At 37.7% G+C, this 12,224-nt stretch carries 10 protein-coding genes and 1 other RNA gene; 7 read left to right on the forward strand and 4 right to left on the reverse strand.

The window, feature by feature from the left end; translation table 11 throughout:
• Positions 1–194: 194 nt before the first annotated feature.
• Both ssrS and H4J66_RS19585 read right to left on the reverse strand, forming a co-directional pair.
• A non-coding RNA gene (ssrS, locus tag H4J66_RS19580) (6S RNA) lies at positions 195–376 on the reverse strand.
• A 92-nt stretch (positions 377–468) separates the two neighbouring features.
• On the reverse strand, positions 469–777 hold the full coding sequence (locus tag H4J66_RS19585) for a cell division protein ZapA (protein WP_070374245.1): 309 nt from the start codon (positions 775–777) through the stop codon (positions 469–471).
• A gap of 185 nt (positions 778–962) precedes the next feature.
• Between H4J66_RS19585 and H4J66_RS19590 the strand changes: the two genes are divergently transcribed.
• The 7 genes from H4J66_RS19590 to gcvP all read left to right on the forward strand — a co-directional run bounded on the left by H4J66_RS19590 (position 963) and on the right by gcvP (position 10,942).
• Positions 963–1,532 (forward strand): UPF0149 family protein, encoded by a 570-nt coding sequence (locus H4J66_RS19590; RefSeq protein WP_182176590.1) that lies wholly within the window; start codon positions 963–965, stop codon positions 1,530–1,532.
• 14 nt (positions 1,533–1,546) lie between these two features.
• Positions 1,547–2,914, forward strand: a complete 1,368-nt coding sequence (gene pepP / locus H4J66_RS19595) for a Xaa-Pro aminopeptidase (RefSeq protein ID WP_182176591.1) — start codon at positions 1,547–1,549, stop codon at positions 2,912–2,914.
• Positions 2,915–3,103: 189 nt separating this feature from the next.
• Positions 3,104–4,327, forward strand: a complete 1,224-nt coding sequence (gene ubiH / locus H4J66_RS19600) for a 2-octaprenyl-6-methoxyphenyl hydroxylase (RefSeq protein WP_182176592.1) — start codon at positions 3,104–3,106, stop codon at positions 4,325–4,327.
• A gap of 72 nt (positions 4,328–4,399) precedes the next feature.
• A complete protein-coding gene (locus H4J66_RS19605) occupies positions 4,400–5,668 on the forward strand; it encodes a UbiH/UbiF/VisC/COQ6 family ubiquinone biosynthesis hydroxylase (protein ID WP_182176593.1) in 1,269 nt (422 codons plus the stop codon).
• A gap of 476 nt (positions 5,669–6,144) precedes the next feature.
• Positions 6,145–7,233: a glycine cleavage system aminomethyltransferase GcvT gene (gene gcvT, locus H4J66_RS19610; protein ID WP_182176594.1), complete on the forward strand. Its 1,089-nt coding sequence runs from the start codon at positions 6,145–6,147 to the stop codon at positions 7,231–7,233.
• 184 nt (positions 7,234–7,417) lie between these two features.
• Complete coding sequence (gcvH, locus tag H4J66_RS19615) at positions 7,418–7,807, forward strand: glycine cleavage system protein GcvH (RefSeq protein WP_182176595.1); 390 nt, start codon at positions 7,418–7,420, stop codon at positions 7,805–7,807.
• A 243-nt stretch (positions 7,808–8,050) separates the two neighbouring features.
• Positions 8,051–10,942, forward strand: coding sequence for an aminomethyl-transferring glycine dehydrogenase (gene gcvP / locus H4J66_RS19620; RefSeq protein WP_182176596.1), 2,892 nt, complete (start codon positions 8,051–8,053; stop codon positions 10,940–10,942).
• Positions 10,943–11,421: 479 nt separating this feature from the next.
• Here the strand turns inward: gcvP and H4J66_RS19625 are convergent, their stop codons facing one another.
• Both H4J66_RS19625 and H4J66_RS19630 read right to left on the reverse strand, forming a co-directional pair.
• The gene (locus tag H4J66_RS19625) at positions 11,422–11,883 is read right to left on the reverse strand and encodes a hypothetical protein (RefSeq protein ID WP_182176597.1); all 462 of its coding nucleotides are present in this window, start codon (positions 11,881–11,883) and stop codon (positions 11,422–11,424) included.
• A gap of 90 nt (positions 11,884–11,973) precedes the next feature.
• Complete coding sequence (locus H4J66_RS19630) at positions 11,974–12,156, reverse strand: hypothetical protein (protein ID WP_182176598.1); 183 nt, start codon at positions 12,154–12,156, stop codon at positions 11,974–11,976.
• Positions 12,157–12,224 lie beyond the last annotated feature (68 nt).

The raw sequence follows: 12,224 nt of genomic DNA on the forward strand, positions 1-12,224 counted from the left end.
GAATTGTATTTGGAGGTTTATATGTACAAGTTTTTCAAAAGTGTTCGCCATAGCTGTGATGCTTATTGCCTTTATTGGGCAAGGAGCCATCTTTAATCGTGAGCACTTTATTTTTTCTAGCGTTGCGCGAATTTATTCGATTTTGACTAAACAAATAAGCCATACAATAATTTATTAAATTATTGTACGAAAAGGATGCTTCCAAGGTGCCGCAGTCGACTTTAGTCCTGAACACCGGGTGTTCAGGGCGGAGGTATCATTTCAACCGTAGGCTTCCCGATACGAGCCGGGCTTGCGCAATAGTTAATAATCAACTTCCTTAGTTAAAACTTATCGGCTCAGGGACATAGTTAACATACAAACACCCCAGAAGACGAAGTTAGTATAGCTAATTTTTCAAAGCGATTTAAGTGTTTTTTTGTAACTTAAGTTTGTTTGTTTTTTTAGTGAACAGAGGTTGCTGAAAAATCAAGCTTTCTTGAGGTATTCGGAAATTACAGCTTGTTTGATAGTCGCTTGTAGTAAATCAATTTTACTTTGCAGCGCAGCACGTTCATCGATAATTTCTTTACGAGCAGCTAATAAATCATTAGATAAGTTAAGTGCAGTCATTACTAGTGATTGTTCAGGTGTCTTTATAGAACAAGTTTTACTGTCTGTTAGTAAACGTTGGTTTAACTCTTCCGCGGCTAATAGTAAAGACGACTCTTGCCCGCTAGGACATGAAATCTTTAGTCTTCTATTAGCAACTTCAATGGTAACCGAGTGTTGACTCATAACAGGCTGATTCTCAAAAAAACATCTTAATTAATAGTAATATATACATATCTGAGCACTATAGCGATGAGCAGTACACTATGCAAGCGTTCTCTAGGGTTTTCTCCTTTTAATCTCTAGCATCATAAAAGCGTGAATGTTACGATACCTTGCATTAACTCACGAATTTTATTGATGATTAAAACATGTCCAACGAAACCTCTTTAGACTTTGCCTCAGTGCAAGCAATTCTTACAACAGAAAGTGTTACCGTCCATGGCGCTGAATTACATGGGGTATTAACTGGCTTAGTTTGTGCCGGGTTTACCTTTGAAAGTGAGGACTATATCGTGATGATTAATGACTTGTTTAATAACGGTGAAGGTTTACCTCGTGCCGTTAAGTCGTTGGTCAAATCAATGTTTGCAAAAGTTTGGCATGACATTATTGATGACTCTTATGGTTTTCAATTAACGTTACCCGATGATGACGATAGTATAGTTGAACGTGGTCATGCTTTAAGTGTTTGGGTACAAGGCTTCAATTTAGGGTTCGGCCTACAACAAAAAAACAAAGCGGTATTATCAGAAGACGTTAAAGAAGTCCTTATTGATTTTGCTGAAATCTCTAATTTGTCTGACGAAATGGAAGAAGACGAAGATACCGAGCAAGCCTATTTTGAAATAGCTGAATATGTCAGAATTTCTGCTTTATTGTGTTTTACCGAGCTCGGCTCACCGCCAGAAAGTAAAAGCGCAGAAGATACTGTCCACTAAAAAAAGATTAAGTCATGAATACATCAACTTTAGTTAAAAATACTTTATTACCTTTGGCAGAATTTATCCAACGTCGTGCTCAATTTTTTACCTCGATGCCAGAAAATTCTATTGCGATATTTTCCGCTGGACAAGAAGTCACGCGTAGCAATGATACCGAATATGCTTTTTGCCAAAATAAAAGTTTCTATTATCTAACAGGATATAACGAACCTGATGCTATTTTAGTGCTGATTAAATCTGCTGGTAAGGGCGAAGAAAATCAACAAAGTATTTTATTTAACCTTGAAAAAAATGCCCTTCAAGAAGTCTGGCACGGTAGGCGGGTAGGACAAGCGTTAGCGGTAGATCATTATGGTGTAGATGAATGTTTTCCACTAACTGAAATAGATCAATACCTCCCTAATTATATTGCGGATAAAAGTCACTTGTTGTTTTGCCAAGGAAAAAGTAGCCGCTTTGATAGCCAAATATATGCATGGTTATCAGCAGTTAAAGCGCAAAACCGCCTTGGCGTAAAAGCACCGACACTACTGGTAGATTGTCGAAATATTATTGAAGAAATGCGTTTAATTAAAAGTGCTGGCGAGCTCGATATTATGCGCCAAGTAAATATTATTAGCGGTGCGGCTCATGCCAGAGCGATGAAACAGTCAGTGATTGGTAAATTTGAATATCAATTAGAAGCGGAAATACTACATGAATTTGCCAGTAATGGTGCAAGGCATCCCGCTTATGGCAGTATCGTTGCCTGTGGCGATAATGGCAATATTTTACATTACACCAACAATGATGACGTACTGAAAAATAACGAATTGGTGTTGATTGACGCCGGTGGTGAACTTAGCGGCTATGCGGCTGACATTACTCGCACCTTTCCTGCAAATGGCAAGTTCACATTAGCACAACGAGAAGTCTATCAACTGGTGCTAGATGCACAGAACTTAGCGATTGATGCAATAAAGCCAAATGCAACCTTTGTCGAGCTTAATGTTTTAGTGAATAACTTCTTGACTTCAGGTTTACATCGTTTAGGTATATTGTCTGGGAATTTAGATCAGTTACTTGAGGACAAAGCCTGTAAAAAGTATTTTATTCATGGCTTAGGGCATTGGTTGGGGTTAGATGTTCATGACGTTGGTGATTATCAGTCAAATAATAAACGCGAGCAATGTCGAGCGTTTGAACAAGGTATGGTGATGACCATAGAGCCGGGCATTTATATTCCACTTGATGATTATAGTGTTGATAAAAAATGGCGCGGTATAGCAATAAGAATTGAAGATAATATAGCAGTAACTGATCAAGGTCATGAAAACTTAACGGTAAATGCGCCAAAATCAATTGCTGAAATTGAACAACTAATGACTGCGAATAATTAACTGACTTTTTTTATCGTCAATTCACATTGCCATATGAACTTGTCATCATAGATTTACGTATTTACATTCAGGCAGCAATCATCAATCAATGTTTTATTTCACAGTCCAATGAAAAATTGGCAATGAACTTAGCATTTCACTTTGACGCTTTATCTTAAACGACTGTATTAAATAGCTAAAAAAGTAACTATGAAAAAAGAATTCGATATCGTAATTTCTGGTGGTGGTTTATCTGGTGCATTAATGGCGCTGAGTTTGATCGACTGCAAAAAACAACAGGGTCAGCCGCTATCTATTGCCATTGTTGAAGCTCACCCGGTATTAGAAGATCCAAGATTAACTTTTGATGATCGTGTGTTAGCGCTTTCACATGGCACAGCGACCTATTTAGAACGTTTAGGCGTTTGGCAACAATTAAAGCATCTAGCCGAGCCTATTAAAAACATTCATATCTCTGATCGAGGCTTTTACGGTAAAGCTCGACTTTATGCTGAGCATCATCAAGTTAATGCACTCGGCTTTGTTGTTGAAATGTCATTGCTTGGGCAAGCATTATTAAGCCGTTTAAAAGAGAAAAACAAAATAATAGGTAATATCACTTGGTTCACTCCCGATAAAATAACTGATATTACTTGGCAAAAAGAGCAGGTTGAACTGACGCTTAATTCAACAGTAAAGCTTAGCGCGAAATTACTATTAGCCTGTGATGGTGTTCATTCGGCCTGTCGAAAATTTGCTAACATTGCGGTGCAAGAGTCTCACTACGGTCAATCGGCACTTATTACCAATGTAAGTACGGCTATTGCCCACAACAATTTGGCTTTTGAACGCTTTACTGATAATGGTCCTATCGCGATGTTACCGTTGTCGAAACAGGGGAGCGCAACAAGTGATAGTCGTTGTTCTTTGGTGTGGACATTACTGCCTGAACAAGCAGATAAAATGCTAGCACTTAGCGATAAACAATTCCAAGATGAACTTGAAAATGCTTTTGGTAATTGGCTTGGCGCAATAACCCAAGTGGGTAAACGCGATGTTTATTCGCTTAAATTATTAATGGCTGATGAACAGGTTTTTCATCGGATGGCACTTATTGGTAATGCTTCTCACACAATTCATCCTATTGCCGGACAAGGTTTTAATTTAGGTGTAAGAGATGTTAAGCAAATGGTGGAACTGATCAAAGTAGCCTTAAATAACAATCAAGACATTGGACAGTTTTCTCTGTTAAGTCATTATGCCTCGCAACGAAAGTTAGATCATCAGCAAGTCATTGGTTTAACTGATTCGTTAGTGACACTTTTTTCAAATAAATTACCCCCTTTAGTTATAGGTCGAAATGTTGGTTTGAAAGTCATGAATTATTTATCACCTTTAAAAAGTCGCCTCGTTAGAAAAACGATGGGTTATTAAGGGTGAAACCAAGGTTACAAAAAATACTAAGTTAACCTAACGTAAAGCCATTTTAAAATTAAGAAGAATAACATGCAAAAATTTGATGTATTAATTGTTGGCGGTGGCATGGTGGGCTTAACCTTAGCTTTAGCGCTACGTCAGCAAACACAGTTAACCGTTGCAATTGTTGACACTTCACCGCCGGATGAATTATCAGAACAGCCTGATGTTCGAGTTAGTGCGCTGAATGTCGCCAGTAAACAAATTTTTGATAATCTGGATGTTTGGCCATTAATTCAACAAAAACGTATTCAAGCTTATACTGATATGCATGTTTGGGATAAAGCCGGCTTTGGCAAGTTACTTTTTTCTTGTGACGATTTAGCCGATACCTCAGCCAATGAACAGCTAGGTTGGATCGTTGAAAATAGCGTTATACGTCAGAGTCTTTGGCAAAAAGCACAAGTAGATCAAGGTATAATTTTTTATACTGAAAATACCTTAAGTAATATAAGTATTGGTGAAAGTGAGGCTTTTGTTAGTTTTACATCAACTAACGGCAACCCTATGCCAATAACCGCTAAATTAGTGGTTGGTGCTGATGGCGCAAATTCTTGGGTTAGACGTCAAATGGCGTTCCCCTTAACTTTTCGTGATTATGATCATCATGCTATTGTTGCTACGGTAAAATGTTCTCAAGGACACCAAAATACTGCATGGCAAGTTTTTCTAGAAACTGGCCCTTTAGCGCTACTGCCACTTAACGACGCTCATGGAACGCAAGACTTATGTTCGATTGTTTGGTCTACATCCCCCGAAGATGCAATTCGTTTAAATGGCTTAACCCCAATAGAGTTTTCAAAAGCATTAACGGCAGCAAGTGATGGGAAATTAGGGAATATTGAACTGCAGAGTAAACGTTTTACTCATCCGCTAACTATGCGTATCGCCCAAAGCTTCGTTCAAGAGCGTATTGCTTTGGTGGGTGACGCTGCTCATACTATTCATCCATTAGCAGGCCAGGGCGTTAATTTAGGTTTACTTGACGCGGTATCATTGGCGCAAATTATTAATGACAAAATAACCCAACAAAAATCCCCTAATGACGCTTGGTTAACCACTCGTTTGTTAAATGAATATTCGCGTTGGCGTAAAGCCGAAGCAACCGAAATGGTTGCGGCAATGGAGTCAATTAAACAAGTGTTTACACCTCAACAAGGCGCTATAAAATTGTTGAGAGGTCTGGGGTTGTCTTTAATTAATAACTTAAAGCCCGTTAAGCAAGTCTTAATTAAACAAGCATTGGGTTTGAAAAGTGATTTACCTAAACTTGCAAAAATCAAAGACAAGTTATTTTAAAATTAACGTTGCTTTGAGCATTTAAGTAAACGCTTTTTACATGACCGTAATAGCTTGTAATAACGTTTGCTCTGTTTTAAATAACTTATCTAATGATTGTCTTTTAAGTGTATGGTTAATCAATGAAAAATAATTTTATAAACGTCCTGATGTTTCTCCTTCCTTTTGATATTATTAGCTTTTAAATTAATAAGTTCTCCTGAAAAAAAATGTCAGTAAAAAACACAAAATAAAAACCCAAGATTCTATTTTTTAATGAAGTAAAACTGATTATAATTTTCAAAAGCTGTATTTTTAAAAATTAAATTTGGATTAAAATATTTATCTGGTTTAAAATTTGTATTATTGGCTGTTTTCTTTGTTTTTAGTTGAATCGGTTGCTTTGCGCGGCTATAATCTGGCCAATTATTTTGTAAATATACGACCTTTAAGCTTGGCTTAATGGTGAATTCAACAATTAAAGTGGAATACATACGATGACTAATAAAACCGTATTACATGCTAAGCACATCGAAGCTGGCGCAAAACTAGTTGATTTTCACGGCTGGGAAATGCCAATTAACTACGGCTCGCAAATAGAAGAGCATAATGCTGTTCGAACTGATGCCGGCATGTTTGATGTTTCACACATGACCATTGTTGATATTAAAGGTGTTGATGCCAAAGCATATTTACGCCGTTTAGTGATTAATGATGTTGCAAAATTAGCCGTTGAAGGTAAAGCCCTTTATACCGGTATGCTTAATCACGAAGGTGGTGTTATTGATGATTTGATCATTTATTTTTTCACTGAAACTTATTATCGTTTGGTTGTTAATTCAGCAACGCGCGTAAAAGATTTAGCGTGGATGAATGAACAATCGGCTGGTTTCGACATTACAATTAACGAACGTCCTGAATTTGGCATGATTGCCGTGCAAGGTCCTCAAGCTAAAACTAAAGTAGCTTCACTATTAACACCAGAGCAAACACAAGCTGTTGAAGGTATGAAGCCATTCTTTGGTGTTCAAGCCGGCGATTTATTCATTGCCACCACGGGTTATACCGGTGAAGATGGTTATGAAATAGTGGTTCCAGAAGACCAAGCAGCAGATTTATGGCAAAAACTACTTGACGCAGGTGTTGCACCTTGTGGTTTAGGCGCGCGTGATACCTTGCGCTTAGAAGCTGGCATGAATCTTTATGGTTTAGATATGGACGAAACTGTTTCGCCATTAGCGGCTAACATGGCATGGACCATTAGCTGGGAACCAACAGATCGTAACTTTATTGGCCGTGAAGTATTAACTGCCCAAAAAGCTGCTGGCGACCAACCTAAACTTGTTGGTTTAGTTTTTGAAGAAAAAGGTGTATTACGCACTGGCTTAAAAGTGATTACACCATTTGGTGAAGGTATTATTACCTCAGGTACATTCTCGCCAACATTAGGTCACAGTATTGCTATGGCTCGTGTTCCTCGCAGCGTAAGCCCAGGCGACACTGTTGAAGTAGAAATGCGTAAAAAATTAGTGAATGTTAAAGTGATCAAAGCTGGTTTTGTTCGCAATGGCAAAAAAGTTTTTTAATTAATTTTTAATCATAAAATTTTGTTAGAAAAGCAAGTAGAATGACAATGTTGGTCGAGGGTAAGTCTATTTACGCTTGTCCAATATAGAAGAATAATTAAGCTATAGTATTTAATTGTTAGCCAATAGCGACAATTAAAATTGAGTTTACGATAAACAATAATTAACCTCAGGAAAATAAAAAATGAGCAACATTCCTTCAGAACTAAAATATGCAACATCACACGAATGGGTACGTCAAGAAGGTAACGGCGTAGTTACGGTTGGTATCACTGAACATGCACAAGACTTATTAGGTGACATGGTATTTGTTGAATTACCAGATGTTGATGATGAGATCAGTACTGGTGACGACGTTGCAGTAGCAGAATCTGTAAAAGCAGCTTCAGACATCTACGCACCCGTTTCAGGAAAAGTTATTGAAGTAAATGAAGACTTAGAAGATTCTCCTGAATTAGTTAACTCAGACGCTTTTGGCGCTGGTTGGTTATTCAAGGTTCAGTTAGCTGATGAAGCAGAGTTAGATGCTTTATTAGATGCTGATGGTTACGCGAACTCTATTGACGAAGACTAATTTTGGGCACATTTAGCTTTCATGCTGCGTTGCTTTTGTTACTCGTCTAACTCACTTGCTTAGTAAACCTTTAGCTAAAGGCTTACTAAGCTCATAAGACTGATAACTTTAATGCATTGCCTAAAAGCTAACTGTTTACGAAATCTGTTATTAAGCCTCCAACTGATTTTTTTGGGCTTTATTTTAGTTACGCAGTAACTAAAGACCCAGTTAATTAATTACCCACTTAAGAGAAGCTGTTTTATGACTACTCAATCAAAATCACTTGCTTATTTAGAGCAAACTCAAGACTTTATTCGTCGTCACATTGGCCCTAATGCCGAACAAACTCAAGCGATGTTAAATGACATTGGCGCAGAGTCGGTTGACGCACTTATCAATGAAATCGTACCAAGTGATATTCGTTTATCAGCATTGCCTGCGATTGAAGAAAGTAAAACAGAAGCGCAAGCCTTAAGTGATTTAAAAGCGGTTGCAAGCTTGAACAAAGTAAACGACACCTACATTGGTTTAGGTTACTACGGCACATTAACACCGAACGTAATTTTGCGTAATGTGTTAGAAAATCCAGGCTGGTACACAGCTTACACGCCATACCAACCAGAAATTGCTCAAGGTCGTTTAGAATCATTATTAAACTACCAGCAAATGTGTATCGACCTTACCGGTCTTGAACTAGCTTCTGCTTCATTGTTAGATGAAGGTACTGCAGCTGCTGAGGCTATGGCATTAGCCAAACGTGTTTCTAAAAACAAAAAATCAAACTTATTCTTTATCTCAAGTGATGTTTATCCACAAACTATCGATCTTGTTAAACAGCGTGCAGAAATGTTTGATTTTGACGTTATCGTTGCTCCCGCTCACGAAGCCGCTGACCATGATGTTTTTGGTGCTTTGCTACAATACCCAAGTGCATCGGGTGAAATTACAGATATTAGTGAGTTAATTGAAAAAATTCACGCAAACAAAGGCATTGTTGCGGTAGCCGCCGATATCATGAGTTTAGTAATGTTAAAAGCACCAGGTGAATTAGGTGCTGATGCCGTTATTGGTTCAAGCCAACGTTTTGGTGTTCCAATGGGCTACGGCGGACCACACGCTGCATTTTTTACTACCTCTGAGAAATACAAACGTTCATTACCTGGTCGTATTATTGGTGTTTCTAAAGATACCCGTGGTAACGCTGCATTGCGTATGGCAATGCAAACTCGCGAACAACATATTCGCCGAGAAAAAGCTAACTCAAACATTTGTACTGCTCAAGTACTCTTAGCTAACATGGCGGCGTTTTACGCGGTTTATCATGGTCCTAAGGGCTTGAAAATCATTGCTAATCGTATTCATCGTTTCGCAGATATTTTATGTTTAGGTACATCAACCAAAGGCTTAACGGCTATTCATGCTAACTACTTTGATACCTTAACGTTCAATTTAGATAATAAAGAAGAAATCGTTGCACGCGCATTAGCTGCAGGTGTTAACTTCCGCACTGATGTTGCGGGTCAAATTAGTATTTCTCTCGATGAAACAACCACTCGTGCTGATATTGCTGGCTTATTCGATATATTATTAGGTGTAGGTCATGGTTTAGACGTTAGCGACCTTGACGACAAAATAGTGAGTAGCGGTCATTCTTCAATTCCCGCCGCATTAGTACGTGAATCTGAAATATTGACTCACCCGGTATTTAATTCATACCACAGCGAAACAGAAATGCTTCGTTATATCAAAAGATTAGAAAACAAAGATTTAGCATTGAATCATTCAATGATTTCTTTGGGTTCTTGTACGATGAAGTTAAATGCAACAGCACAGATGATCCCAGTTTCATGGCCTGAATTCGCTAACATGCACCCATTTGCGCCCATTGACCAAGCTCAAGGTTATAAGCAAATGATTGACGAGTTAGGCGATTGGTTAGTTGAACTAACGGGTTACGACAACATTTCAATGCAACCAAATTCTGGTGCTCAAGGTGAGTATGCGGGGTTAATCGCGATTGTTAAATATCATGAAAGTCGTGGCGATGCACATCGTAATATTTGTTTAATTCCATCTTCTGCTCACGGTACAAACCCTGCGTCTGCGCAAATGGTTGGCATGAAAGTTGTTGTTGTTGCTTGTGATAAAGAAGGTAACGTTGATATGGACGACTTGCGTACCAAAGCAAGCGAAATGGCCGACAATCTTGCCTGTATTATGATCACCTACCCGTCAACGCATGGTGTATATGAAACAAGCGTAGCAGAAATTTGTAACATCGTTCATGACCATGGTGGTCAAGTTTACCTCGACGGTGCAAATATGAACGCACAAGTAGGTGTAACATCTCCAGGTTATATTGGTGCAGATGTTTCTCACTTGAACTTGCATAAAACTTTTGCTATTCCACACGGTGGCGGTGGCCCAGGTATGGGACCTATCGGCGTTAAAGCACACCTTGCGCCATTCTTGCCTGATCATGCATTAATTAACGTTGATGAAAGCACTAAAGGTAATGGAGCAGTTGCAGCAGCACCCTTTGGTAGTGCAGGTATTTTATGTATCTCTTACCTCTACTGTGCAATGTTAGGTAAGCAGGGCGTTACAGATGCGACTAAATATGCGATTACTAATGCTAATTATTTAGCTAAAAAATTAAGCCAACATTACCCACTTTTATATGCAGGAAAAAATGGTCGTGTAGCTCATGAATGTATTATTGATTTACGTCCACTTAAAGCAACATCGGGTATTAGTGAAGTTGATATAGCAAAACGTTTAATTGATTATGGTTTTCACGCACCGACCATGTCGTTCCCAGTAGCGGGTACTTTCATGATTGAGCCTACAGAGTCAGAGTCTAAAGTTGAACTTGACCGTTTCGTTGAAGCGATGGTTTCTATTCGCGATGAAGTACGTAAAGTTGAATCAGGTGAATGGTCAAGTGACGACAACCCATTGCATAATGCTCCTCATACGTTAGCGGATATTACTGATACTTGGGAACGTGGTTATTCTATTAAAGAAGCGGTATTCCCAGTTCCTGCTGCAGCAAAAAATAAATTTTGGCCAACAGTTAACCGTATTGATGATGTTTACGGAGACCGTAACTTAATTTGTTCATGTCCTCCAATTGAAAGTTATATCGATTAATTTTATTTTTGATCACAACACTTAGAGTTGGAAACCAGTGACATCAAGTTGGAAACTGTAAATGTAGTTGGAAACTTTAGATGAAATTAAGAAAGGCGAATCAGAAATGGTTCGCTTTTTTATTTTTTTAAATAAATATATAAATTTTATTCCCATACTGGGACGGGAATTAAGATGGTTAATTTCCGTATGGTAGTTTTTAAATGTTTGGATAATCATCTTCACTTTACTAAAAGACTATTATCGACTTTATATTTTTTGTCAAACTTAAGAAAGTTAAAATATATTAAAAGGGTAGAGATATTTAAGGGTACTTTTTACTGTTTTAAACCTTTTCTTAGTAGCGCTTGTTCAAAGTGAGTTTTTACTTTTTGACCATATGTAGGCTCCATATGGTGATCCGTAATTAAGTTGGTTAACTTCCAAGTAAAATAATTTAAAAGGCGAATCAGAAATGATTCGCCTTTTTTGTGGATAATTTAACTAAGAAGACGCTTATCTAGCTCTTTAGCTGCATTTATTGCACTAAATATTTCAGATTGAAGTAATTTATCCCAAATATCTAAACATGTATTTATAGCAGTTTCATCCTCATCCTCTGAAGCTTCGTCGTGAAGGCGTTGAAGGACTGCAATTAATGATGAATCAATGATATTTATGTGTAGATTTGATGGGTTTTTATTCCGGTCATTACTTAAGTTAGTAACCAAATCTAACAGAGGGTCACTCAACTCAGTTAAAGCGCCAGAGTAATTTTCTAGTGTATGGAACAATTCAAACAAGCAGTACTTAGCAGACTCGGACTTTACAAATACGTCAAATAAATTGTTAACATTCTGTTTTGTCCAATAATGTTCACTTCCAATACATCCTCCTATTTTTCGCAAAATATCCGCATCATTATCGTTCACTAGAGTTTTGTAAGCAGGCTCTAGTTTCAAACTTTTATCATGATATTTATCTTCCTCTAGGAATTGCTTAACTACGGAAGCACAGCCTTCTCTTAGGTTTACATTATCTTTTAATACGAATTAAATTTTATCTTCAAATAACTTATTGAAAAACCATCTTGCGTAAACTTGTCGAGCTGCTTCTTTCTTTACTTCATCAAGCGGGTAATCAAGCATCCTCATAACTAAACTGACAAATTTTTGTTGGTATTTACCTTCAAATCCTTTATTAAAAAAGTAATGTACTCCATGGCCACATGTCATACGAAGATCTTTATCACAGAGTTCTATGAATTTTTCTAGAGCATAGTTGTTGTCGTAATTTGCCATTG

This window comes from Colwellia sp. MB3u-55 (genome assembly GCF_014076785.1).
In the GTDB taxonomy this organism is placed as follows: Bacteria; Pseudomonadota; Gammaproteobacteria; order Enterobacterales; family Alteromonadaceae; genus Colwellia_A.

Coding starts and splice junctions, on each gene's coding strand:
- H4J66_RS19585 (WP_070374245.1), bottom strand. CDS start 777: ATGAGTCAACACTCGGTTACCATTGAAGTTGCTAATAGAAGACTAAAG.
- H4J66_RS19590 (WP_182176590.1), top strand. CDS start 963: ATGTCCAACGAAACCTCTTTAGACTTTGCCTCAGTGCAAGCAATTCTT.
- pepP (WP_182176591.1), top strand. CDS start 1,547: ATGAATACATCAACTTTAGTTAAAAATACTTTATTACCTTTGGCAGAA.
- ubiH (WP_182176592.1), top strand. CDS start 3,104: ATGAAAAAAGAATTCGATATCGTAATTTCTGGTGGTGGTTTATCTGGT.
- H4J66_RS19605 (WP_182176593.1), top strand. CDS start 4,400: ATGCAAAAATTTGATGTATTAATTGTTGGCGGTGGCATGGTGGGCTTA.
- gcvT (WP_182176594.1), top strand. CDS start 6,145: ATGACTAATAAAACCGTATTACATGCTAAGCACATCGAAGCTGGCGCA.
- gcvH (WP_182176595.1), top strand. CDS start 7,418: ATGAGCAACATTCCTTCAGAACTAAAATATGCAACATCACACGAATGG.
- gcvP (WP_182176596.1), top strand. CDS start 8,051: ATGACTACTCAATCAAAATCACTTGCTTATTTAGAGCAAACTCAAGAC.
- H4J66_RS19630 (WP_182176598.1), bottom strand. CDS start 12,156: ATGACATGTGGCCATGGAGTACATTACTTTTTTAATAAAGGATTTGAA.